At 60.8% G+C, this 22,784-nt stretch carries 21 protein-coding genes; 12 read left to right on the forward strand and 9 right to left on the reverse strand.

Features of this window, described 5'->3' with window-relative positions; translation table 11 throughout:
- Positions 1-62: 62 nt before the first annotated feature.
- From deoB to yjjJ, 3 genes are all read left to right on the forward strand, one after another.
- Positions 63-1,286: a phosphopentomutase gene (deoB, locus tag ACJ8OK_RS11325; protein WP_004933063.1), complete on the forward strand. Its 1,224-nt coding sequence runs from the start codon at positions 63-65 to the stop codon at positions 1,284-1,286.
- A 96-nt stretch (positions 1,287-1,382) separates the two neighbouring features.
- Entirely contained in the window at positions 1,383-2,114 is a 732-nt protein-coding gene (gene deoD, locus ACJ8OK_RS11330) for a purine-nucleoside phosphorylase (RefSeq protein ID WP_004933059.1), read from the forward strand.
- Positions 2,115-2,251: 137 nt separating this feature from the next.
- Complete coding sequence (gene yjjJ, locus ACJ8OK_RS11335) at positions 2,252-3,595, forward strand: type II toxin-antitoxin system HipA family toxin YjjJ (RefSeq protein ID WP_442530587.1); 1,344 nt, start codon at positions 2,252-2,254, stop codon at positions 3,593-3,595.
- 1 nt (position 3,596) lies between these two features.
- Here yjjJ and ACJ8OK_RS11340 read toward each other — a convergent pair whose 3' ends face one another.
- Positions 3,597-4,277, reverse strand: a complete 681-nt coding sequence (locus ACJ8OK_RS11340) for a YtjB family periplasmic protein (protein WP_033631744.1) — start codon at positions 4,275-4,277, stop codon at positions 3,597-3,599.
- Positions 4,278-4,387: 110 nt separating this feature from the next.
- Between ACJ8OK_RS11340 and serB the strand changes: the two genes are divergently transcribed.
- The 4 genes from serB to ACJ8OK_RS11360 all read left to right on the forward strand — a co-directional run bounded on the left by serB (position 4,388) and on the right by ACJ8OK_RS11360 (position 9,670).
- Entirely contained in the window at positions 4,388-5,365 is a 978-nt protein-coding gene (serB, locus tag ACJ8OK_RS11345) for a phosphoserine phosphatase (protein WP_004933052.1), read from the forward strand.
- Between the two features lie 19 nt (positions 5,366-5,384).
- Entirely contained in the window at positions 5,385-6,770 is a 1,386-nt protein-coding gene (gene radA / locus ACJ8OK_RS11350) for a DNA repair protein RadA (protein ID WP_025159617.1), read from the forward strand.
- A gap of 58 nt (positions 6,771-6,828) precedes the next feature.
- Positions 6,829-8,103: a multifunctional transcriptional regulator/nicotinamide-nucleotide adenylyltransferase/ribosylnicotinamide kinase NadR gene (gene nadR, locus ACJ8OK_RS11355; protein ID WP_442530588.1), complete on the forward strand. Its 1,275-nt coding sequence runs from the start codon at positions 6,829-6,831 to the stop codon at positions 8,101-8,103.
- A gap of 133 nt (positions 8,104-8,236) precedes the next feature.
- The gene (locus ACJ8OK_RS11360; RefSeq protein WP_033631746.1) at positions 8,237-9,670 is read left to right on the forward strand and encodes a glycosyltransferase family 39 protein; all 1,434 of its coding nucleotides are present in this window, start codon (positions 8,237-8,239) and stop codon (positions 9,668-9,670) included.
- 31 nt (positions 9,671-9,701) lie between these two features.
- Here ACJ8OK_RS11360 and ACJ8OK_RS11365 read toward each other — a convergent pair whose 3' ends face one another.
- Positions 9,702-10,703, reverse strand: a complete 1,002-nt coding sequence (locus ACJ8OK_RS11365; RefSeq protein ID WP_280597890.1) for a zinc-binding alcohol dehydrogenase family protein — start codon at positions 10,701-10,703, stop codon at positions 9,702-9,704.
- A gap of 97 nt (positions 10,704-10,800) precedes the next feature.
- On the opposite strand from ACJ8OK_RS11365, the gene ACJ8OK_RS11370 reads away from it, so the two are divergent.
- A complete protein-coding gene (locus ACJ8OK_RS11370; RefSeq protein ID WP_280597891.1) occupies positions 10,801-11,712 on the forward strand; it encodes a LysR family transcriptional regulator in 912 nt (303 codons plus the stop codon).
- A gap of 30 nt (positions 11,713-11,742) precedes the next feature.
- Here the strand turns inward: ACJ8OK_RS11370 and ettA are convergent, their stop codons facing one another.
- From ettA to ACJ8OK_RS11390, 4 genes are all read right to left on the reverse strand, one after another.
- Entirely contained in the window at positions 11,743-13,410 is a 1,668-nt protein-coding gene (gene ettA / locus ACJ8OK_RS11375) for an energy-dependent translational throttle protein EttA (protein ID WP_015376600.1), read from the reverse strand.
- 142 nt (positions 13,411-13,552) lie between these two features.
- Positions 13,553-14,050, reverse strand: a complete 498-nt coding sequence (locus ACJ8OK_RS11380) for an OmpA family protein (RefSeq protein ID WP_015376601.1) — start codon at positions 14,048-14,050, stop codon at positions 13,553-13,555.
- A gap of 38 nt (positions 14,051-14,088) precedes the next feature.
- Positions 14,089-15,336: a diguanylate cyclase domain-containing protein gene (locus ACJ8OK_RS11385; RefSeq protein WP_033631750.1), complete on the reverse strand. Its 1,248-nt coding sequence runs from the start codon at positions 15,334-15,336 to the stop codon at positions 14,089-14,091.
- The gene (locus ACJ8OK_RS11390) at positions 15,333-15,938 is read right to left on the reverse strand and encodes a YfiR family protein (protein ID WP_015376603.1); all 606 of its coding nucleotides are present in this window, start codon (positions 15,936-15,938) and stop codon (positions 15,333-15,335) included. The genes ACJ8OK_RS11385 and ACJ8OK_RS11390 overlap by 4 nt, the downstream gene beginning before the upstream one ends.
- Before the next feature lie 638 nt (positions 15,939-16,576).
- Here ACJ8OK_RS11390 and sltY point away from each other — a divergent pair.
- Positions 16,577-18,505 (forward strand): murein transglycosylase, encoded by a 1,929-nt coding sequence (gene sltY / locus ACJ8OK_RS11395; protein WP_033631751.1) that lies wholly within the window; start codon positions 16,577-16,579, stop codon positions 18,503-18,505.
- A 54-nt stretch (positions 18,506-18,559) separates the two neighbouring features.
- Entirely contained in the window at positions 18,560-18,889 is a 330-nt protein-coding gene (trpR, locus tag ACJ8OK_RS11400) for a trp operon repressor (RefSeq protein ID WP_016929152.1), read from the forward strand.
- A gap of 11 nt (positions 18,890-18,900) precedes the next feature.
- On the opposite strand, the gene yjjX is transcribed toward trpR, so the two are convergent.
- Positions 18,901-19,419, reverse strand: coding sequence for an inosine/xanthosine triphosphatase (gene yjjX, locus ACJ8OK_RS11405; protein ID WP_004933015.1), 519 nt, complete (start codon positions 19,417-19,419; stop codon positions 18,901-18,903).
- A 101-nt stretch (positions 19,420-19,520) separates the two neighbouring features.
- Here yjjX and gpmB point away from each other — a divergent pair, with 101 nt between their 5' ends.
- Complete coding sequence (gene gpmB / locus ACJ8OK_RS11410) at positions 19,521-20,168, forward strand: 2,3-diphosphoglycerate-dependent phosphoglycerate mutase GpmB (protein ID WP_004933012.1); 648 nt, start codon at positions 19,521-19,523, stop codon at positions 20,166-20,168.
- Here gpmB and robA read toward each other — a convergent pair.
- A complete protein-coding gene (gene robA, locus ACJ8OK_RS11415) occupies positions 20,165-21,034 on the reverse strand; it encodes an MDR efflux pump AcrAB transcriptional activator RobA (RefSeq protein WP_015376605.1) in 870 nt (289 codons plus the stop codon). The two genes, gpmB and robA, sit on opposite strands and share 4 nt — an antisense overlap.
- A gap of 342 nt (positions 21,035-21,376) precedes the next feature.
- Here robA and creA point away from each other — a divergent pair, with 342 nt between their 5' ends.
- Positions 21,377-21,856: a protein CreA gene (gene creA / locus ACJ8OK_RS11420; protein ID WP_004933005.1), complete on the forward strand. Its 480-nt coding sequence runs from the start codon at positions 21,377-21,379 to the stop codon at positions 21,854-21,856.
- Positions 21,857-21,907: 51 nt separating this feature from the next.
- Here the strand turns inward: creA and arcA are convergent, their stop codons facing one another.
- Positions 21,908-22,624, reverse strand: a complete 717-nt coding sequence (arcA, locus tag ACJ8OK_RS11425; RefSeq protein WP_004933003.1) for a two-component system response regulator ArcA — start codon at positions 22,622-22,624, stop codon at positions 21,908-21,910.
- Positions 22,625-22,784: the final 160 nt, after the last annotated feature.

Consider the following 22,784-nt stretch of genomic DNA (forward strand, 5'->3'; position numbering starts at 1 on the left):
TCAGGAACGGCCGCGGCTTTTTCGCGGCCGTCCAAAGCGTGAGAACACGCAGGAGAGCACAGATGAAACGCACATTTATTATGGTATTGGACTCCTTCGGCATCGGCGCCAGCGAAGACGCCGAACGTTTTGGCGACCAGGGTTCCGACACTCTGGGCCACATCGCCGAGGTTTGCGCGCGCGGTGAAGCCAACGTGGGCCGCCAGGGCCCGCTGACGCTGCCTAACCTGAGCCGCCTGGGGCTCGGCAAAGCGGCGGAAGAGTCCACCGGCAACTTCCCGCAGGGGCTGGATCGCAATGCCGATATCATCGGCGCTTACGCATACGCCAGCGAGCTCTCTTCCGGTAAAGACACGCCGTCGGGCCACTGGGAAATCGCCGGCGTGCCGGTACTGTTCGACTGGGGCTACTTCAAGGACGAGCACAACAGCTTCCCGCAGGCGCTGCTGGATAAGCTGGTGGAGCGCGCCAACCTGCCGGGCTACCTGGGCAACTGTCACTCATCCGGCACCGTGATCCTCGATCAGCTGGGCGAAGAGCACATGAAAACCGGCAAGCCGATTTTCTACACCTCCGCCGACTCGGTGTTCCAGATCGCCTGCCATGAAGAAACCTTCGGCCTGGATCGCCTGTACGAGCTGTGCGAAATCGCGCGTGAAGAGCTAACCGAAGGCGGTTACAACATCGGCCGCGTGATCGCGCGTCCGTTCGTCGGCGACAAGCCGGGCCACTTCCAGCGCACCGGCAACCGCCACGATCTGGCGGTAGAGCCGCCGGCGCCGACCGTGCTGAAAAAGCTGGTGGACGAGAAGGGCGGCGAAGTGGTGTCGATCGGTAAAATCGCCGACATCTATGCCAACGTCGGCATCACCAAGAAGGTGAAGGCAACCGGCATCGACGCGCTGTTCGACGCGACCCTGATTGAAATGGAAAAGGCCGGCGACAACACCATCGTGTTCACCAACTTCGTGGACTTCGACTCCTCTTACGGCCACCGCCGCGACGTGGCGGGCTACGCCGCCGCGCTGGAGCTGTTCGACCGCCGCCTGCCGGAGCTGCTGAAGCTGGTGAAAGACGAAGACATCATCATCTTCACCGCCGACCACGGCTGCGACCCGACCTGGCCGGGCACCGATCACACCCGTGAGCACATCCCGGTGCTGGTCTACGGCCCGAAAGTGAAACCGGGCTCGCTGGGCCACCGCGAGACCTTCGCCGACATCGGCCAGACCGTCGCCAATTATTTTGGCCTGTCGCCGATGGATTATGGTAAGACCCTGTTTTAATTCGTGAGTTTAAGGCGGTGGCGCAGTTGGCCGCCGTCTGACATACCACGGCTTATACGTTTAACGCTATTTAATACGATTTAAAGGAAGAGAATTATGGCTACGCCGCACATTAATGCTGAGATGGGTGATTTCGCTGACGTAGTACTGATGCCGGGCGATCCGCTGCGCGCAAAATACATCGCCGAAACCTTCCTGGAAGGCGCGGTGGAAGTGAACAACGTGCGCGGCATGTTGGGCTTCACCGGCACCTACAAAGGCCGCCGCATCTCCGTAATGGGCCACGGCATGGGCATCCCGTCCTGCTCGATCTATGCGCGCGAGCTGATCGCCGAGTTCGGCGTGAAGAAGATCATTCGCGTGGGTTCCTGCGGCGCGGTGCGTGACGATATCAAACTGCGCGACGTGGTGATCGGCATGGGCGCGTGCACCGACTCCAAGGTGAACCGTCTGCGCTTCAAGGACAACGACTACGCGGCGATCGCCGACTTCGACATGGTGCGCAACGCGGTCGACGCCGCGGCGGCGCAGGGCATCCCGGCGCGCGTGGGCAACATCTTCTCCGCCGATCTGTTCTACACCCCGGATCCGGACATGTTCCAGGTGATGAAGAAGTACGGCATCCTGGGCGTGGAAATGGAAGCGGCCGGCATCTACGGCGTGGCGGCGGAGCTGTACGAAGAGTTCGGCTGTAAAGCGCTGACCATCTGCACCGTGTCCGACCACATCCTGCGTCACGAAGCGACCACGGCGGCGGAACGCCAGACCACCTTTAACGAAATGATCGTTATCGCGCTGGAATCCGTGCTGCTGGGCGACAAAGCGTAATACCGCGGCGGGCGTCGTCATGGCGCCCGCCCGTCAATCTATTCACTCCGCACGGCCGTTTTTGGCTAACGCTTTACCTTCCTGCCATTTAACGCTATTACTTCCTCTATCAATCTATTCACCAATCTATTCATCCGATGCTCACCGTTGAACATGTTTTGCGTCATGGGCCGGCCACGGCTCGTCAACTGACAGAAGCGTTGGGCATCAGCCAGCCGACGCTATCGCGCCGTATCCGCGAACTGGCGGGCGCCGTATTGATCCTCGGTAAAGGTAAGGCGACGCGCTATGTATTGCGGCGCGGGATCGGCGGTGAGAGGCAGTTTCCGCTGTATCGGGTTGATGAACGGGGTAAGGCGCACCTGTTTGCCACGCTTTGCCCGCTGTATCCTGCCGATAACTGTGCGGTGTGCGATGAGCGCAGCGGAGAGTGGCAGCTCTATGACGGCCTGCCATGGTATCTGAATGACCTGAGGCCGATTGGCTTTCTTGGGCGAGCCTGGGGCAAAGCGGCGGCCCACGAGTTGAATTTGCCGGAGGATGTGCGGCGATGGGATGAGGGCCAACGTCTGTTGGCGCTCTGCCGTTATGGCGAAGACATGACCGGCGATTTGCTGCCTGGCGCCGACAGCTATCAGCGTTGGTTGATGCGGGAGACTGCCGTCGCTATCGCGGCGGAAGATAAAACCGAGCGTTACGCCGCATTGTCTGTCCAGGCGCTGGCCGGGGAGTTGGTGGGTTCCTCCGCCGGTGGCGAACAACCCAAATTTGCCGCCTATGCTGAGCTGACGCCTGGGCATCGTGCGCATGTTTTGGTGAAGTTCAGTCTGGCGCCGACGCATGCCATTGCACAGCGCTGGAGCGATTTGCTGATCGCCGAGTCGCTGGCGTTGCAGACGGTCGCCGCTGCGGGATTGCCTGCCGCAACGGCGCAAATCCTGTTTGGCGCCGATCGACAATGCTTTTTAGAGGTAGAGCGCTTTGATCGCATCGGCGAAGAAGGGCGGGTGGCGATGGTGTCACTGGAGGCGCTGGATGCCGAGTTCAGCGGCAGCGGCCATGCCAACTGGGTTGTGGCGGCTAATCGGTTATTGCAGCAAGGCGCGATCGATCGCTCTGCCTGCCAACGGATTGCCCTGTATTGGGCCTTTGGCCGCTTGATCGCCAATAGCGATATGCACCAGGGTAATCTGTCGTTCTTGCGGCCAACGCAGCGGCCGGTCATGTTGGCGCCTTTGTACGATATGCTGCCGATGGCTTTTGCCCCGGCAAGCAGCGGCAATCTGCGCCATGACGCGGTGGAGATCCGTTTGAGCAATGAGGTGAGCGGCGCCGTCTGGCGGCAAGCGGAGCTATTGGCTCTCGAGTTCTGGCGGCGCACGGCGCAACATGACGACATCAGCGAAGCCTTCCGCGCGATTGCCGAGCAAATGCTGGCGCAACTGCAGAAGCTGCACGAACGCATTCAACGCCTGGCCTGAGTTACTCCTTCTTCGGCGCTTCCTGCTTTGTCTCCGGCGCATCCTCGTCGTCTTCCACCGTATTGCCTTCTTCCAGTGGCGTGTTGGCGGTCAACAGGTACGGCGACTGTTGCCAGCGGCTGCGGCGGTGCTGCAGCAGGGTGCGCGCCAGAATGATGCCGATCGCCAGCGCCAGCAGGATCATCAGGCGCAGCAGGTTGGTGGTGTTGTCCACCTGTTTGGATTCGGTCGCCAGCACGTGGGTGTCGAGGGTGATGCGGATAAAGCCGATCGGGCCGTCTTTGCCCTGAATGGATTCGACCAACTGGTGGTTGAAGTAGCTGCCGGCGCGTTTGCCGTCGAGCGACAGGCGATCGCGTATACTTATCTGCTCCCCGGCGTGGGAGACCAGCGTGCCGTCCAACTGATACACGCTGACGTCGAGAATGCGGCTGTGATCGGTGAGCTGCTTGAGGATGGCGTCGATGCGCGGGTTGTTGCCGTCGTCGTCCAGCAGCGGCGCCAGGCTGTAGGCGACCTGTTTGGTCAGCGTCTGCGCCAGCTCTTCCACCTGCTCGGATCGCGCCATTTGGTGACTCAGGCTAAAATAAGAGGCGCCCTGCATCAGCAGCACCAGCAAAGCCAGGCAAATCAGGATAATAGCGGTGCGGTGCAGGCGAAATTTCAGTTTAGCGCGAGCCATGCAGGTTCCTTGGGCATCGGGGACACTTTATGTTGCCAGAACCGCTGGCGATAGGATAGCTTGATGCGTCGTTTTATCATGCAGCGTTTTTGTCCATTCAGGAGTCAATGATGTCAAACAGTCTGACCTATTGCGATCTTCCGGCGGAGATCTCTCAATGGCCGGGTCTTCCCCTTTCGCTCAGCGGCGACGAAGTGATGCCGCTGGACTACCGGGCGGGCAATACCGGGTGGCTGTTATACGGCAGGAAGCTGGACAAGGCGCGCATTACCCAATTCCAACGCAAGCTGGGCGCGGCGATGGTGATCGTCACCGCCTGGGGCGTGGACGACTATCAGGTGGTGCGCCTGGCGGGCACCTTGACGCCGCGCGCCAAGCTGTTGGCGGCGGAGAGCGGGCTGGACGTGGCGCCGCTCGGCAAGATCCCGCACCTGCGCACGCCGGGGCTGCTGGTGATGGACATGGATTCGACGGCGATCGAGATCGAGTGCATCGACGAGATCGCCAAATTGGCGGGCGTCGGCGAACAGGTGGCGGAAGTCACCGAACGCGCGATGCGCGGCGAGCTGGACTTTACCGCCAGCCTGCGCCAGCGTGTCGGCACGCTGAAAGGGGCCGACGCCAACATCCTCAAGCAGGTGCGCGACGAGCTGCCGTTGATGCCGGGGCTGACCAGCCTGGTGGGCAAGCTGCAGGCGATGGGCTGGCATGTGGCGATCGCCTCCGGCGGCTTCACCTACTACGCCGAATACCTGCGCAACCGGCTGCGGCTGGTGGCGGCGGCGGCCAATGAGCTGGAGATCCGCGACGGCAAGCTGACCGGCGAAGTGCTGGGGCCGGTGGTGGACGCGCAGTTTAAAGCCGACACGCTGCTGCGGCTGGCGGAGAAGCTGGAGATCCCGCTGGCGCAAACCGTGGCTATCGGCGACGGCGCCAACGATTTGAAAATGATGCAGGCGGCGGGGCTGGGCATCGCCTACCACGCCAAGCCGAAAGTGTATGAAAAAGCGCAGGTATCGATCCGGCATGCGGATTTGATGGGCGTGCTGTGTATTCTCACCGGCAGCCTGAAACACGAAGTGCGATAACGAAAGATTGAGGTAAGACGTGGCAAAAGCGGCAAAACGGGCATTTGTGTGCAATGAGTGCGGGGCGGACTATCCGCGTTGGCAGGGGCAGTGCAGCGCCTGTCATGCCTGGAACACCATCACGGAAGTGCGTTTGGCCGCGTCGCCCGCCGCGGCGCGCAACGATCGCCTCAGCGGCTATGCCGGCGACGCCGGCGTCAGCAAGGTGCAGAAACTGTCGGAAATCAGCCTGGAGGCGCTGCCGCGCTTCACCACCGGCTTTCTCGAGTTCGACCGCGTGCTGGGCGGCGGCGTGGTGCCCGGCAGCGCGATTCTGATCGGCGGCAACCCCGGCGCCGGCAAGAGCACCCTGTTGCTGCAGGTGTTGTGCAAGCTGTCTGAACAGATGAAAACCCTGTACGTCACCGGTGAGGAGTCGCTGCAGCAGGTGGCGATGCGCGCTCACCGTCTGGGGCTGCCGACCGGCGGCCTGAACATGCTGTCGGAAACCAGCATCGAGCAGATCTGCCTGATCGCCGAGCAGGAACAGCCGAAGCTGATGGTGATCGACTCGATTCAGGTGATGCACATGGCGGACATTCAGTCTTCGCCGGGCAGCGTGGCGCAGGTGCGGGAAACCGCCGCCTACCTGACGCGCTTCGCCAAGACGCGCGGCGTGGCGATCGTGATGGTCGGCCACGTCACCAAAGACGGCTCGCTGGCCGGGCCAAAAGTGCTGGAACACTGTATCGACTGTTCGGTGCTGCTGGACGGCGACGCCGATTCCCGCTTCCGTACCCTGCGCAGCCACAAGAACCGCTTCGGCGCGGTCAACGAGCTGGGGGTGTTCGCCATGACCGAACAGGGGCTGCGCGAAGTCAGCAACCCGTCGGCGATCTTCCTCAGCCGCGGCGATGAAGTCACTTCCGGCAGCTCGGTGATGGTGGTGTGGGAAGGCACCCGTCCGCTGCTGGTGGAGATCCAGGCGCTGGTGGATCACTCGATGATGTCCAACCCGCGCCGCGTGGCGGTGGGCCTGGAGCAGAACCGGTTGGCGATCCTGCTGGCGGTGCTGCACCGGCACGGCGGGCTGCAGATGTCGGATCAGGACGTGTTCGTCAACGTGGTCGGCGGGGTGAAAGTCAGTGAGACCAGCGCCGATCTGGCGTTGCTGATGTCGCTGGTCTCGAGCCTGCGCGATCGGCCGCTGCCGAACGATCTGGTGGTGTTCGGCGAAGTGGGGCTGGCGGGGGAAATTCGCCCGGTGCCGAGCGGCCAGGAGCGGATCTCCGAAGCGGCCAAGCACGGCTTCAAGCGCGCCATCGTGCCGCACGGCAATATGCCGAAAAAGCCGCCGGCCAACATGCAGGTGTTCGGGGTCAAGAAGCTGGCGGACGCGCTGGACGTGCTGGAAGAGTTTTATTAATGTCGCCGACGGCGAGCAAGATATGCTATTTTGTTTAGCATACTAAACGGAGGTGGCCATGCCGCAATTTGATTACCTGAAGACGTCCATCAAGCAAAACGGCTGCACGTTGCAGCAGGTGGCGGATGCCAGCGGCATGACCAAGGGCTATCTGAGCCAGCTGTTGAACGACAAGATCAAAAGCCCGAGCGCGCAAAAGCTGGAAGCGCTGCACCGTTTTCTCGGGCTGGAGTTCCCGCGTAAAGAGGTTAAAGTCGGCGTGGTGTTTGGTAAATTTTACCCGCTGCACACCGGCCACATCTACCTGATCCAGCGCGCCTGCAGCCAGGTGGATGAGCTGCACGTCATTTTGTGCCACGACGAGCCGCGCGACCGCGAACTGTTCGAGAACAGTTCGATGTCGCAACAGCCGACGGTCAGCGATCGCCTACGCTGGCTGCTGCAGACCTTCAAGTACCAGAAAAACATCCATATCCACTCGTTCGACGAGCAGGGCATCGAGCCCTACCCGCACGGCTGGAACGTGTGGAGCGACGGCATGAAGGCCTTTATGGAACAGAAAGGCATCGTGCCGAGCTTTATCTATTCCAGCGAAGCGCAGGATGCGCCGCGTTACCGCGAGCATCTGGGCATCGAAACCATTCTGGTCGATCCCGAGCGTTCGTTCATGAACATCAGCGGCAATCAGATCCGCCAGGATCCGTTCCGCTACTGGGATTACATCCCGACCGAGGTGAAGCCGTTCTTCGTGCGCACCGTGGCGATCCTCGGCGGCGAGTCGAGCGGCAAATCGACGCTGGTCAACAAGCTGGCCAACATCTTCAACACCACCAGCGCCTGGGAATATGGCCGCGATTACGTGTTCTCGCACCTGGGCGGCGACGAGATGGCGCTGCAGTACTCCGACTACGACAAAATTGCCCTCGGGCAGGCGCAATACGTGGATTTCGCGGTCAAGTACGCCAACAAGGTGGCATTTATCGATACCGATTTCGTCACCACCCAGGCGTTTTGCAAAAAGTACGAGGGGCGTGAACACCCCTTCGTGCAGGCGCTGATCGACGAATACCGTTTCGATCTGGTGATCCTGCTGGAAAACAACACGCCGTGGGTGGCGGACGGCCTGCGCAGCCTCGGCAGTACCGCCGATCGGCTGGCGTTCCAGCGCCTGCTGGAGGAGATGCTGCGCGCCAACAATATCGAGTATGTGCACGTTGAGTCCAGCGATTACGAGGAGCGCTTCCTGCGCTGCGTCGAGCTGGTGCAACAGCTGCTGGCGGCGGACGCCGGCCGGTTGGCGAACGCGCCCGCCCAGCATCACGCCGCAGGCTGAGCAAAATTAGCGTAATGTGCGATCGCGCGGCAGAAACAGCCGCCCTGGCGCACATTTAACGGCTTGTTTAAACATGGTTCATTCGACAGCGACTACGTTAAGCTTTTCTTTACAATAACGCTTAGAAGAAGACATGTCTTATCGCTTGCTCGCTCTTTGGTTGGTCTGCTATGCCGCAGCCTGGACGCTGCTGACTGTTCATCTCGATCCTACCCTGCCTTACGACGCCGTCGAGGCGCTCAACTGGGGTCTCAACGGCGAATGGGGCTCACCGAAAAACCCGTGGCTGGTCGGGGCGGCGATGCAGCCGGCGATCGGGTTCTCGTGGCTGCCGCTGAACCTGTACTGGTATGGCGGGCACTTCATCGCCATCGCCATCGGCATGTTGGGCGTCTGGCTGTTGGCGCGCCGGCTGAGCGGCAGCACCTCGCTGGCCTGGATGGCGCTGTTGACGCTCAACCTGTCCGGCATCATCAATTTCGACATCATTCCCTACAACGACAATTACCTGTTGGTGATGCTGTGGCCGTGGATGGCGCTGTTTTTCCACCTGGCTATTTCGCGTTCGGCCAACTGGTGGCCGGCCTTCGCGCTGACGGCCGGTTTGGCGATGATGGCGAAGTACTCGACCTTCGCCTTCGTCTATTTCGCCGCGCTGTCGACGCTGTTCGTACCGCAGATCCGCCGCTGTTATCGCCAGCCGCAGTTCTATCTGGCGGTGGCGATCTGGTTGGCGCTGGTGTTGCCGAACGTGTTCTGGTTGTGGAACCACGATTTCGCCGCCTTCAAGTGGGTGGATTCGCAGATCAAGATGCAGCTCAATCTCGACATGCTGCAGTCGCTGCTGCTGGTGTTCTATCCGTCGCTGGTGCTGTGGGGGATCCTGCGGCGCAGCGGGGCGGTGCTGGCCTGGCCATCGGCGTTGCCGATGCGGGTGTTGCTGTGGGTCTACCTGTTGCCGCTCGGCATCATTACCTTCTGGTTCTCTTTCAACGTCGGCGGCCGGCTGACCGAATGGTTGCAGCCGTTCTTCATGCTGGCGCCTGCGCTGTTGGTCGGTTGCGTGCGCCAGCCGCCGGTGCGTTCGCTGCGCGCGGCGACCATTGGTCTGATGTGCGCGGCGCTGGCGGTCTACCTGGGGTATGCCGCGGTGATGCTGGGCAACGTGCGCAACGCCGGCCAGAAAATGGTGGGTATCAAGACGTTCAGCGCCGAGGTGGAGCGGCAGTGGCAGGAGCGGTATGGCGTTGAACTGCGCTACGTCGGCGGCGAATACCTGTCGCAGTGGATGACGGTGTACGCCGGTTCCCGGCCGCGAACCATTACGCGTTGGTCCAATCATACGCGGCCGAATATCTACAACGTCAACATCAGCTATCCGCAGATTGCGCAGCACGGCGTTGCCCTGTTCGGGCGGTTGGGTGAGGACTGCGCGCGCAGCGACTTCGGCGGCGAGTTGGCCCACTGGCCGAAGATGCGCCTCGATTGGCAGCAGACGCTGACGTTCCGCGCCGATCCGCATAGCGACGAGCAGACGCTGTGCGTCGGCTTCGTTCGTCCGCAGTAACGGCGGCGCGCTGCGCCGCCGCGATTCAGGCTCAGTAAGCGATAACCAGCTTGCCTTGCATATGGCCGCCGAGCAGCTGTTGATGCGCGGCGGTCAGCGTGTCTACCGACAGCCCGTGCAGGGTTTCGCTCAGCGTGGTGCTCAGCTTGCCCTCGTCCAGCAGCTGCGCCACCTGCTGCAGGATCTTGCCCTGCTGCGCGATGTCCGGGGTGGTAAACATGCTGCGGGTGAACATGAATTCCCAGTGCAGCGCGGCGCTTTTCAACTTCAGCGCGTTTTGATCCAACGGCTGCGCGTTCTCGACGATGGTGCAGATATGGCCGAGCGGCGCGATCAGTTCGGCCATCGCCGGCCAGTGGCCGTCGGTATCGTTCAGACACAGGATGTAATCCACCTGCTCGATGCCCTGCTGCGCCAGGTTGCCCTTCAGATCGCGGTAGTCCACCACCAGATCGGCGCCGCGCTCACGGCACCAGGCGGCGGATTCCGGTCTTGATGCGGTGGCGATCACTTTCACCTTGCTGCGCAGTGCGGCCAGCGGAATGGCCAGCGAGCCGACCCCGCCGGCGCCGCCGATGATCAGCAGCGTCTTGTGCTCCGGCGCGTCCTGAATGTTCAGGTGTTCGAACAGCGCCTCCCAGGCGGTAAGGGCGGTGAGCGGCATGGCGGCGGACTCGGCCCAGTTCAGGCTGCGCGGCTTGTGCGCGGCGATGCGTGAGTCGATCAGTTGGTGGCTGCTGTTGCTGCCGGGGCGGGTGATGTCGCCGGCGTACCACACTTCATCGCCGGGCTTGAAGCCGCTGACGCTGTTGCCCACGTCCACCACGACGCCGCTGGCGTCCCAGCCGAGAATGCGCGGCTGCTGCAGGCCGTTTTTCTGCAGACCGGCGTGCACTTTGGTGTCCACCGGGTTGACCGACGCCGCTTTCACTTCCACCAGCAGATCGTACTGGCCGGGAACCGGCATCTCCGGTGAGATTTCGATGAAATCGGCGGGGTTCTGCGGGTCTACGGCAATGGCTTTTATCGACATGATTGTACTCCTTTCAAATGATGCCCCCAGTGTAGACCCGCGACAGTGGGGTGATAAGATGGACAATATCTAACGGAGTGTTCGTTTAAGGTGAACAATGGAATTCAAACAACTGCAGGACATGGCGTTGTTCGCGCTGGTGGCGGAGTGCGGCAGTTTTACCGCCGCCGCGCAGCGCGTTGGGTTGCCGAAATCCAGCGTCAGCCAGCGCATCAGCCAGCTCGAGCAGACGCTGGGGCTACGGCTGCTCAATCGCACCACGCGCCAGCTGAACCTGACCTTCGCCGGTGAGCGTTATCTGGAACATTGTCAGGTCATGATGTCTGCTGCCGAGCGGGCCGATCTGGCGTTGCAGCGGCTGCGAGATAACCCGAGCGGCCGCCTGCGCATCTCGACGCCCGCCGGGCTGGGGGCGACCCTGGTGGCGCGGCTGGCAGCGGATTTTCAGCGCCAGTACCCGGACGTTTCGCTGGAGGTGTCGGTGTCCGACGCCATGGTGGATCTGGTGCAGGAAGGTTACGACGCCGCGCTGCGCACCGGCAAGCCACAGGACTCTTCGCTGATCGGCCGCCGTCTCGGGTATGCGCCGCGCTATCTGTTGGCCGCACCGTCCTATTTGGCGCAGCACCCGCCGATCGAAAATCCGCAACAGCTGCAGCAGCATCGCTGCATCGCCCACCGCGCCTGGACGGCCTGGAACCTGCGCTGCGGCGATGACTACTACCGTTGGCAGCTGCCGCTGGCGCACACCACCGACAATCTGCTGTATGCGCGCGAATGCGCCATCGCCGGCGCGGGGATCACGCTGCTGCCGGCGTTTCTCAGCCGCGAGGTGGTGGCGCAGAAACTGTTGGTGGAGGTGCTGCCGGCGTGGCGCGCAGAAGGTAATGAGCTATATCTGGTCTACCCGAGCCGCAAGCTGAATTCCGCGGCGTTGGCCTGCTTCATCGATGTGGTGCTGCAGCATCCGGCGTTCGACGACTACGCCCGCGAGCTGGCGCGGGAGTAAAAAAAGGCGCCGCATGCGGCGCCTTGGGTATTACTTGGCGATCTTCTTGTACTTGATGCGGTGCGGCTCGAGCGCGTCGGCGCCCAGCGTACGCTTCTTGTACTCTTCGTACTCGGTGAAGTTGCCTTCGAAGAATTCCACCTTGCCCTCGTCCTGGTAGTCCAGGATGTGGGTGGCGATACGGTCGAGGAACCAACGGTCGTGCGAGATCACCATGGCGCAGCCAGGGAATTCCAGCAGGGCGTTTTCCAGCGCGCGCAGGGTTTCGATATCCAGATCGTTGGTCGGTTCATCGAGCAGCAGTACGTTGCCGCCAACCTGCAGCAGCTTGGCCAGATGCAGACGGCCACGCTCACCGCCGGACAGCTCGCCCACGCGTTTGCCCTGATCGACACCCTTGAAGTTGAAGCGGCCGACATAGGCGCGGCTTGGCATCTCGGTGTTGCCGATGCGCATGATGTCCTGCCCGCCGGAGACTTCTTCCCACACGGTTTTCGAACCGTCCATGTTGTCGCGGAACTGATCGACGGACGCCAGCTTGACGGTATCGCCCAGCACAATGCTGCCGGAATCAGGCTGCTCCTGGCCGGACATCATGCGGAACAGCGTGGATTTACCCGCGCCGTTCGGGCCGATGATGCCGACGATCGCGCCTTTCGGCACCGAGAACGACAGGTCGTCGATCAACAGGCGGTCGCCATAGGACTTACGCAGGTTGCTGACTTCGACAACTTTATCGCCCAGGCGTGCGCCAGGCGGAATGAACAGCTCGTTGGTTTCGTTACGTTTCTGATATTCGGTGTTGTTCAGCTCTTCAAAGCGGGCCAGGCGGGCCTTGCCTTTGGACTGACGGCCTTTGGCGCCCTGACGCACCCACTCCAGCTCTTTCTCGATCGACTTGCGACGGGCGGCTTCGGCGGACGCTTCCTGTGCCAGACGCGCGTCTTTCTGCTCCAGCCAGGAGGAGTAGTTGCCTTCCCATGGAATGCCTTCACCGCGGTCAAGTTCGAGGATCCAGCCGGCCACGTTATCCAGGAAGTAACGGTCGTGGGTGATCGCTACCACGGTGCCTTCGAAATCGTGCAGGAAGCGTTCCAGCCAGGCCACGGACTCGGCGTCCAGGTGGTTGGTCGGTTCGTCCAGCAGCAGCATGTCCGGCTTTTCCAGCAGCAGGCGGCACAGCGCGACGCGGCGGCGTTCACCGCCGGACAGGTGGGCGATTTTGGCGTCCCAGTCCGGCAGGCGCAGCGCATCGGCGGCGCGTTCCAGCTGGGCGTTGAGGTTGTGACCGTCGTGCGCCTGAATGATCTCTTCCAGGCGACCCTGTTCGGCGGCCAGCTTGTCGAAGTCTGCGCCTTCTTCCGCGTACAGCGCGTACACTTCGTCCAGGCGCTTCAGCGCGCCGACCACTTCCGCCAGCGCTTCTTCCACCGACTCACGCACGGTGTGTTCGAGGTTAAGCTGCGGCTCCTGCGGCAGGTAACCGATCTTGATGCCCGGCTGCGGGCGCGCTTCCCCTTCGATATCGGTATCGATGCCGGCCATGATGCGCAGCAGGGTGGACTTACCGGCGCCGTTCAGGCCCAGCACGCCGATTTTGGCCCCAGGGAAGAAGCTCAGGGAGATGTTTTTCAAAATATGACGCTTCGGCGGTACCACCTTGCCGACGCGGTGCATGGTATAGACGTATTGAGCCACGTTGCTCTAAGCCTCTCTATATCAGTATTTATAGGATGTCTGGCGGCATGAGTGTAGCCCGTTTCGATCTCGGATCCCAGACATCGCTCAGCGATCGCTAAGTATAACCGTTTATGCGCCGATAAAGGCGCATATTGGTGGCTTATGGCGTGACGACGATCGCGACGCGGCGGTTTTCCGCACGGCCGCTGGAGGTGCGGTTATCGGCAACGGGATCGCGCTTGCCCATGCCGCGGGTTTCGATATTGGCGCGCGGAATGCCGACGCTGGCCAGCAGATCGGCCACCGCATCGGCGCGGCGCAGGGAGAGCTGATCGTTATAGCTGTCTTCACCGTAGTTGTCGGTATGGCCGTCCAGGCGGAACTTGGTGATGCCGACGCTCAGCAGCGCACGGCCCATCTTCTGTACCGTCTCGGTGCTTTCCGGGTTCAGTTTGCCGATGTTGTTGCCGAACAGCACCTTATCCGACAGGCCGAACTCCCAGCCGTTATCGGTCAGTTTGAAGCCCTGCGATTGCAACAGCGCGACCTGCTCGGGTGTCAGGCCCTGCGGTTTGCTCTGGCAGCCGGCGAGCGCCAGCAGAGCGACGAACATCATCGTCAGCAGTGAAAAACGGCCTTTAAAAAGTTGCTGTATCATAGTCAAAATCCCTAGTTCAAGTGTTATAGCCGGGGCTCTTATTTATGTATAGCCAGCCGCCAGCCTCCGTTATAACGATGCTTTGCCTGATACATCGCATCGTCAGCTTCGTGCAAAAGACCCTGAGGCGTCGACGCGTGATCAGGGTACAGCGCAATACCGATACTCAGAGAGGTGATGACCGCCTCGTCGTTCGGCAGAATGACCGGTTGCGTCATGCAGTCGATGATGTTGTCAGCGATCTGCAAGACATCTTCCGTGCTGTGTACCGGCGCCAGCAGCACGGCGAATTCATCCCCTCCCAGGCGGGCGACCAGATCGGTCTCGCGCAGCTGCGCGCGAATGCGCCCGGCAATGGTGGTCAGCACCGCATCGCCTGCGGCGTGGCCGTAACTGTCATTCACCTCCTTGAAGCGATCGCCGTCGATAAACAGCACCGCCAATTTCGCCGGCGGTTCGATATCGCCCAGCGCGCGGCTCAGCCGCCCTTCGAAGAAGGCGCGGTTCGGCAAGCCGGTCAGGCTGTCGTGCGTCGCCCGGTGAGCCAGCGAGTCGTTCTCCTGCTTCAGATGGGCCTGCCAGGCCTCCAGCTCGTCGAGCAAGCCGTTGAAATCGTTGCTGAGCTCATGCAGCTCGGCGATAGGCGCTGACGGCACCCGCAGGCCGAAGGTACGATCGCGGCGCACCGCATGCGCCACGTTGGCGATGTCGTCCAGCGAACTGACGATGCCGACCAGCATGCGGCGCGACAGCACCAGGGCGCACAGGGTGCTGAGCACCAGGCAGGCGATCATGCCGACCATGCCGCGCAACAGGAAACGCAGCAGGCTGCCGCCGTTGCCGCTCAGCCAGACCTGGCCGACCTGCTTGCCCTCGTGGGTGATAGGCAGAATGACCGGTTCGGGCAGCGCCCAGTGCGCGACGATCTGCTCCAGGCCGTGCAGCGGCCCATCGGTAGGATGGCGCCAGTTGGCCAGCATCTTGCCGTTGTTGTCGAGGATCCGTGCGTCTGATACCTCTTCGTTGGAGGATATCAGCATCAGCGCCTCGCGCGCGGCGGTGCGGTCTTCAAACACCACGGCGGCCTCGACGGTATAGCTGATGGAGCGCGCGATCAGGTGCAGGTTGTGATTGGCATAGGCGCGCAGCGCAAACAGCGCCACCAGCGTCAAAAAGATGCCGGCGGTGCCGACGGCGATCAGCGCCAGCCCAAGATGCACCCGCTGCAGCACTCGGCCCAGCGTCGGGCGCGCATTGCCGGAGCGGTTTCTACGCAACAGCCTCATAGCGGCGGCGCCTGTTTGCGTGCCAGCTGCAACACGTTGGGATGAACGCGCACGCCGCTGCGCGCCAGAGCGTCCAGGTTGACTTTGAAACTGGCCTGGTCCCCATCAATCTGCAGGCAAAATGCGCTGCCGGCGGAGCATTCGCTATCGTTCTCGCTGATGCTGAGAATGGAGTTGCCGGAAATACGCTGCATGAAATTTTGTCTCTGCGCGGCGGTGATGTTCCCTAAGTAGATGACATCACAGCCGGTACTCAGCGTTGGGCTATCGAACGGCACGCGCTCGGCTTTAATCGGACGCGGCGCGCTCAGCAGGATCGGATCAAACAGCCCTTCGGCATACTGGGTGGGTGCGGTCACGCACAAGCGGATCGGATTAGGTTCACGCGACCAGCGTGCGTAGCTGATGATGCCTACCACTACGGTCGTCACGGCGTGCGTGCGCTTTTGATAGGGATCAGCGGCGGCGTGCGCAGGCTCGGACAACGTCAGCAGCACCAACAAAACGATCAGCAGCAGGCGGCCGATATTCAGGCGTGCGTCAAGGAAGCCCGGTTCGGGGCTTTTTGCGCAACGCATCGCTATCGCGGTCTTATTCACCATCTTCACCCGCCATTCCGGCCTGATCCACTGCCCGCAGGCCGTGGCCTGACAAGGAAAAATCCGGCCCGCTTGAAGGGACAATCGTTTTGCTGAAAGCTGTCAGTCGCACTGCCTAATGAACACTATCTACCCATAATTGGCGCGGATTGTATTATAAGATGTCTTCGTTGGGCGCTTTATGTGCTGTTTTCTCGGAATTATCCTACTTATTTTTGATAGTATAAAAATGCCCACCCGGGTTTGCCACCGCTTTTCTGCAAAGTTGGCGCGTTTAGCCCGCTGTCAGGCGATTTGCGCAACGGTGGCGCCATATAACAAATCAAATAATGTGATGACTAATAATTAAAAAGTATTTTACTTCTCCAATAAGCGCCGGGGCAGCTAATAAAAATCCGGTGGCTGGAAATATCCCGCCGGCCTGATTTGTCAGCCAAAGTAAACGTTTTTACCTGGCCCGCGTCATGGCGATACACTTCTTCTTCTACAGTATTGAATGGATAAGCGATTGCGCTGTCTATGGTAGATATCCGCGTCCGGGCCGTGCGCCCGGCTTTATTTTGTCCCGCGGCGCCGTGGTGCGGCGGTCACCGGGGGAGCTGGGCGGCTCCTGCGGTATAACCAGTGAGGAAAGAGCGAGGATGGTCAAGGTGGACAAGCGACGGCTGTTGGCAATGGGCCTGTGTCTGACGGCGTTTTCAGGCGCGGCGCTGGCGGATTCTCTGGATGCGCAACGTCAGCGTTACCAGCAGATCAAACAGGCGTGGGATGGCAATCAGATGGACGTGGTGGCGCAGCTGATGCCGACGCTGCGCGATTACCCGCTTTATCCTTACCTGGAATACCGCGAGCTGACACAGGATCTGAGCCAGGCGGGGTTCTCCGAGGTGAACGACTTTATCAAACGCCACCCGACGCTGCCGCCGGCGAAATCACTGGTGCCGCGCTTCGTCAATGAACTGGCGCGGCGCGAAGACTGGCGCACTCTGTTGGCCTTCAGCGCGCAGCCGCCCAAACCGGTGGCGGCGCGCTGCAACTATTACTACGCCAAATGGGCTACCGGCGACCAGCAGGCGGCCTGGAGCGGTGCCGATGAACTGTGGCTGAACGGCAAAACGCTGCCGGGCGCCTGCGATCGTCTGTTCAGCGTCTGGCGCGGCGCAGGCAAGCAAACGCCGCTGGATATTCTGGCGCGCATGAAGCTGGCGTTGAAAGAGGGTAACAGTTCGCTGGTCAGCAACCTTTATAACCAGTTGCCGGCCGACTATCAGACCATGGGCAACGCCCTGGTGCGCTTGCAAAACGATCCGACCACCGTGGAAGCCTTCGCCCGCAGCGTGGGGCCGACTGACTTTACCCGCGCCGCTACCGGCATCGCCTTTGAACGCCTGGCGCGGCAGGATGTGGAAAACGCACGGGCGATGATCCCGACGCTCGCGCGGCTGCAGAAAATGAGCGACGACGAACGGCTGGGGTTGGAAGAGGCGGTGGCCTGGCGCCTGATGGGCAGCGACGCTACCTACGAGCAGGCGCAGTGGCGCGATCGGGTGATCCTGCGCAGCCGTTCGCCTTCGCTGTTGGAGCGCCGGGTGCGCATGGCGTTGGGCAACGGCGATCGGCAGGGCGTCGCGACCTGGCTGGCCCGCCTGCCGGAAGAGTCGCGCAACAAGGATGAGTGGCGCTACTGGCGCGCCAGTCAACTGATGGACGAAGGCAAACGCGCCGAAGGCGAGGAGATGTTGCGTAACCTGATGACCGAACGCGGCTTTTATCCGATGGTGGCGGCGCAGAAGCTGAACGCCACTTATCCGGTGATGGTGGCGGTGGCGGCCAAGCCGCGCACGTCGCTGGTCGACGGGCCGGAGGTCGCCCGGGTGCGCGAGCTGATGTACTGGAATATGGACAACCTGGCCCGCAGCGAGTGGGGCTCTTACGTCGCCAGCCGCAGCCGGCCGGAACAAGAAGCGCTGGCGCGCTACGCCTTTGAGCAAAAATGGGCCGATCTGAGCGTGCAGGCGACCATCGTCGGCAAGCTGTGGGATCATCTGGAGGAGCGCTTCCCGGTCGCCTGGCCGCAGGAGTTCCGCCGCGCGACCGATGACAAGGGGATCACCACCAGCTACGCGATGGCGATCGCGCGTCAGGAGAGCGCCTGGAATCCGAAAGCGCAGTCGCCGGTTGGCGCTACCGGCCTGATGCAGGTGATGCCGCGCACCGCGCAGCATACGGTGCAGATGTTCAATATTCCCGGTTACGTCGGCCCGAGCCAGCTGTTCGATCCACAGACTAACATCACCATCGGCACCAGCTATCTGGAGTCGGTCTATCAGCAGTTCGGCCGCAACCGCATTCTGTCGAGCGCCGCCTATAATGCCGGCCCGTCGCGGGTGAATACCTGGCTGGGCAACAGCGCGGGGCGGATCGATCCGGTGGCATTCATCGAAAGCATTCCGTTCTCGGAAACCCGCGGCTACGTCAAGAATGTGTTGGCCTATGATGCGTTTTACCGCTATCTGACGCACCGGCCGGCCAAGGTGCTGACCGACGCCGAGTGGCAGAGACGTTATTGATTTTGACGGCCCTATGGTATGCTGCTGTACTAGTTAAATAGTATGGTGGCTGCCATGACGCAATTATCATTAAACGACCCCGCTCTTTCAGAACAAGGCAATGAGGATTGGCTGCGCTTCGTCGCGCTGCTGCAGAATTCGTTTGCGCAAGAACTGCATCAACCGCTGCTGCAGCTGATGCTGACGCCGGACGAGCGCACCGCGCTGGGCACCCGGGTACGGATCATTCAGGAATTGATGCGCGGCGAGATGAGCCAGCGCGAGCTGAAAAATGAACTGGGCGCGGGGATCGCCACCATCACCCGCGGTTCAAACAGCCTGAAAGCGGCGTCGCCCGCGCTGAAACAGTGGCTTGAGCAGCAGCTGCTGCACGATGCGCCCTAGCAGGCTCTTCGCTATTGCTGATAGATGGCGTTGTGGAACGGCACCAGCGCCAGCAGCAACGCTTGATGGTAAACGCTGGTGCGGCTCAGCCGGCCGTCGGTGAAGACGCCGATGGCGCCGCCCTGGCGCTTCACTTCGGCGTTACCGGTGATCGCCGCCATTTCGCTGCCCAATTCGCGACCGGCGCGAATACCTTGTAAGATGACTTCCGGCAGCATCAGGCTCGCCGAGCGGGATTCGCCGCGGATGTGCGGGTTCTCTATGGTCATCCAGGCGAAGGTCATATTCTCTTCAATCCCGGCTTCCACGCCGACCCAAAAATCGGCCTCGGGCCTGACCTGGCGCGCTTCCATCACGCGTTGACGCGAGCCGGTGCGGGTTTCGTGATTGCCTATCGGCTGCAGCGAGACACCGCTGGCGACGTCAACGGATTCAATGCGGTATTGGCCTGCGCCAAAGACATCATCGAAGGCCAGTTGAATAGCCTTGATCTTTGCCGGGTTGGTAGTTGCAGCGACAACATGGTACATAACGGGTTTGATATCCTTCTGGCCGATACGCCGGGCAGCGGCAAAAGCGCCACCGGGCCGGGGATAAATGCAAATTTCACGCAGTATAACGGAAAACAAAAATGTTACAGGTATACCTCGTTCGCCATGGCGAAACGGAATGGAACGCGGCTCGCCGCATCCAGGGTCAGTCCGACAGCCCGTTAACCGCCATGGGTGAACACCAGGCCCGTCTGGTCGCCAGGCGCGTCAGCAAAGAAGGCATTACGCACATTATTACCAGCGATCTGGGGCGCACGCGCCGCACCGCACAGATCATCGCCGACGCCTGTGGCTGCGAAGTGATTAGCGATCCGCGTTTGCGTGAGCTGCACATGGGGGTTCTGGAAGAACGCCTGATCGACAGTTTGACGCCGCAGGAAGAGCAGTGGCGCAAACAGATGGTCGATGGTACTCCTGACGGCCGAATCCCTCAAGGCGAATCCATGGAGGAGCTGGGCGAGCGCATGCGCGCCGCGCTGGAGAGTTGCCTGATGCTGCCTGAAGGCAGCAAGCCGCTGCTCGTCAGTCATGGTATCGCGTTGGGGTGTTTGATCAGTACGGTGCTGGGGCTGCCGGCCTATGCGGAACGCCGCCTGCGCTTGCGCAACTGCTCACTGTCGCGCGTCGATCACCAGCAGAGCCCGTGGCTGGCTTCCGGCTGGATCGTGGAAACGGCGGGCGATGTCACGCATTTGGACATGCCCGCGTTGGACGAACTGCAGCGTTAACGCCGAATCGGGATCAGGTAATCGCACTTGATCTCGATAGGTGCCTGATGCGGACGGCGCTCGCCTTTCGGATAGAAGCGCTCGATGTCGTGCCCTTTGCGGCGCGTCAGCTGGAGCGCCGGCAGGCAGGTGCCGTAGACCGTCAGAATAAAGTCTTGCAGTCCCTCGGTGGGCCCTTCGTAGCTGAACATCGCAAACTCACCGCCCGGCAACACCAGCGGCTGGCCTTCCTGTACCTTGTCAGGCACCTGATCCGGCTCCAGCGCCGTGGTGTACAGCACTTCCTGTTCGTCATCCTTCTCCTGGCTCGGTCGCGAGTGATGCAGCCCGTACAGCACCGGCGGCAGGGTTTCGACGTCACCGAGGAACTGACGCCAGAACTGTGAGCGCAGTTCGGTGCGCACGGTGGTGATCTGTTCCAGCGTACAGGAGTAGCTTTGGGTCAGGCCGACCAGCTGCTTGTCCGGCAGCGAGACGAATTCCGGCTGCGGCAAGGTGAAGGCTCCCAGACGGATCGGCGGACAGATGCCGAATGCATTCCAGTCTTCGGCGCGGCGGTACAGCGCCGGCGTTTGCGCAAACTGTTTTTTGAAGGCGCGGGTGAAGGTCTGCTGCGAGTCGAAGCGATATTGCAGGGCGATATCCAAAATCGGCCGGCTGGTCAAACGCAGCGCGACGGCGGCTTTGGACAGCCTCCTTGCCCGGATGTAAGCACCGATGGCGTTACCGGTAATATCTTTGAACATCCGTTGCAGATGCCATTTGGAGTAGCCTGCCTTGGCCGCCACGTTATCCAGCGACAAGGGTTGGTCCAAATGGCTTTCCAGCCAGCTAAGCAGATCACGAATGATACCGGCTTGATCCATAGATCTTCCTCGTAAAGCTTGGGGGTAGGAACCCGAACTGTTGATTCGTCACGCTGGTGCTGCGCTATCAGACCGATCCATGAGCCATTATGCGTTGCACTCTTTGCCTCTGCTGCGCATGCCGCGCCAGAGTTGGATTGGGGTACACCGTAGTGGGCGCAAAGAAATAACGACGCCGCATCATAGCAATTTTTTTACTCCGCGACTCTCAAAGATTTTTGTCACGCTCTGTGCTAAAACGGACGGTGCGGACCCGTAAAAAACCGATTCCGTGAGCTTAGACATAAATAATGGCGACCGCCGAACCTATTTTTGCGGCAAGGTTATACCGGAGTTAAGTAAATGAAAAAAAGCTGGATATTTTTATTCGGTTTGGTTTGCGCAACCGTTGGCAGCGCGCAGGCGGAGCAGGTGGGCTCCGTTGATACGGTGTTTAAATTGTTGGGGCCGGACCACAAAATCGTGGTGGAAGCGTTCGACGATCCGGATGTTAAAAATGTAACTTGTTATATCAGCCGCGCCAAAACCGGCGGCATCAAAGGCGGCCTGGGGCTGGCGGAAGACACCGCCGACGCGGCCATTTCCTGCCAGCAGGTGGGGCCTATCGAGCTGAGCGACAAGATCAAAAACGGCAAGGCGGAAGGCGATGTGGTGTTCCAGAAACGCACCTCGCTGGTGTTCAAGAAGTTGCAGGTGGTGCGCTTCTATGACGCCAAGCGCAATTCTTTGATTTACCTTAGCTATTCCGACAAGGTGATCGACGGTTCGCCGAAGAACGCGTTGAGCGCGGTGCCGATCATGCCGTGGGCTGAGACGAAATAAAAAAACGGGGTTCAGCATGCTGAACCCCGTTTTCATGACGGCAGGCCGGAATTACTCTTCCAGATCGCCGCAGAAGCGGTAGCCTTCGCCGTGAATGGTGGCGATGATTTCCGGCGTATCCGGCGTCGATTCGAAGTGTTTGCGAATGCGACGGATGGTGACGTCCACGGTGCGGTCATGCGGCTTCAGCTCGCGGCCGGTCATTTTCTTCAGCAGTTCGCCGCGCGACTGGATCTTGCCCGGGTTTTCGCAGAAGTGCAGCATGGCGCGGAATTCGCTGCGCGGCAGCTTGTACTGTTCGCCGGCCGGGCTGATCAAAGAGCGGCTGTTGATGTCCAGCTCCCACCCGTTGAACTTGTAGCTCTCGACCAGACGGCGCTCTTCGCCGAGGCTGCCCAGGTTCATGGTGCGCGACAGCAGGTTGCGCGCGCGGATGGTCAGCTCACGCGGGTTGAACGGCTTGGTGATGTAATCGTCGGCGCCGATTTCCAGGCCGAGGATTTTGTCCACTTCGTTATCGCGACCGGTCAGGAACATCAAGGCGACGCTGGCCTGTTCACGCAGTTCGCGCGCCAACAGCAGGCCGTTTTTGCCTGGCAGGTTGATGTCCATGATGACCAGATTGATATCATTTTCAGACAGGATATTGTGCATCTCTGCACCATCATTGGCTTCATGAACAATGTAGCCTTCCGCCTCGAAAATGCTCTTCAGGGTGTTACGAGTGACTAACTCGTCTTCGACAATCAGAATGTGCGGGGTCTGCATATTTGCTACCTAAAATTGCCAACAAAATAGAAAATCGGAAGTACAGAAGTCTTTGTTTTCTTAGAGGAGGGCAGAGATAGCGCCACGTTCCCTCTCAGCAAATGACTAAAGTACGTAAACTCGTTCTTGATGCACTTTCCATCTCATGTCAACAAGATCG

Origin of the sequence: Serratia sp. CY71090 (assembly GCF_052166845.1) — a bacterium.
GTDB lineage: Bacteria > Pseudomonadota > Gammaproteobacteria > Enterobacterales > Enterobacteriaceae > Serratia > Serratia nematodiphila.

Coding starts and splice junctions, on each gene's coding strand:
- deoB (WP_004933063.1), top strand. CDS start 63: ATGAAACGCACATTTATTATGGTATTGGACTCCTTCGGCATCGGCGCC.
- deoD (WP_004933059.1), top strand. CDS start 1,383: ATGGCTACGCCGCACATTAATGCTGAGATGGGTGATTTCGCTGACGTA.
- yjjJ (WP_442530587.1), top strand. CDS start 2,252: ATGCTCACCGTTGAACATGTTTTGCGTCATGGGCCGGCCACGGCTCGT.
- ACJ8OK_RS11340 (WP_033631744.1), bottom strand. CDS start 4,277: ATGGCTCGCGCTAAACTGAAATTTCGCCTGCACCGCACCGCTATTATC.
- serB (WP_004933052.1), top strand. CDS start 4,388: ATGTCAAACAGTCTGACCTATTGCGATCTTCCGGCGGAGATCTCTCAA.
- nadR (WP_442530588.1), top strand. CDS start 6,829: ATGCCGCAATTTGATTACCTGAAGACGTCCATCAAGCAAAACGGCTGC.
- ACJ8OK_RS11360 (WP_033631746.1), top strand. CDS start 8,237: ATGTCTTATCGCTTGCTCGCTCTTTGGTTGGTCTGCTATGCCGCAGCC.
- ACJ8OK_RS11365 (WP_280597890.1), bottom strand. CDS start 10,703: ATGTCGATAAAAGCCATTGCCGTAGACCCGCAGAACCCCGCCGATTTC.
- ACJ8OK_RS11370 (WP_280597891.1), top strand. CDS start 10,801: ATGGAATTCAAACAACTGCAGGACATGGCGTTGTTCGCGCTGGTGGCG.
- ACJ8OK_RS11380 (WP_015376601.1), bottom strand. CDS start 14,050: ATGATACAGCAACTTTTTAAAGGCCGTTTTTCACTGCTGACGATGATG.
- ACJ8OK_RS11385 (WP_033631750.1), bottom strand. CDS start 15,336: ATGAGGCTGTTGCGTAGAAACCGCTCCGGCAATGCGCGCCCGACGCTG.
- ACJ8OK_RS11390 (WP_015376603.1), bottom strand. CDS start 15,938: ATGGTGAATAAGACCGCGATAGCGATGCGTTGCGCAAAAAGCCCCGAA.
- sltY (WP_033631751.1), top strand. CDS start 16,577: ATGGTCAAGGTGGACAAGCGACGGCTGTTGGCAATGGGCCTGTGTCTG.
- trpR (WP_016929152.1), top strand. CDS start 18,560: ATGACGCAATTATCATTAAACGACCCCGCTCTTTCAGAACAAGGCAAT.
- yjjX (WP_004933015.1), bottom strand. CDS start 19,419: ATGTACCATGTTGTCGCTGCAACTACCAACCCGGCAAAGATCAAGGCT.
- gpmB (WP_004933012.1), top strand. CDS start 19,521: ATGTTACAGGTATACCTCGTTCGCCATGGCGAAACGGAATGGAACGCG.
- robA (WP_015376605.1), bottom strand. CDS start 21,034: ATGGATCAAGCCGGTATCATTCGTGATCTGCTTAGCTGGCTGGAAAGC.
- creA (WP_004933005.1), top strand. CDS start 21,377: ATGAAAAAAAGCTGGATATTTTTATTCGGTTTGGTTTGCGCAACCGTT.
- arcA (WP_004933003.1), bottom strand. CDS start 22,624: ATGCAGACCCCGCACATTCTGATTGTCGAAGACGAGTTAGTCACTCGT.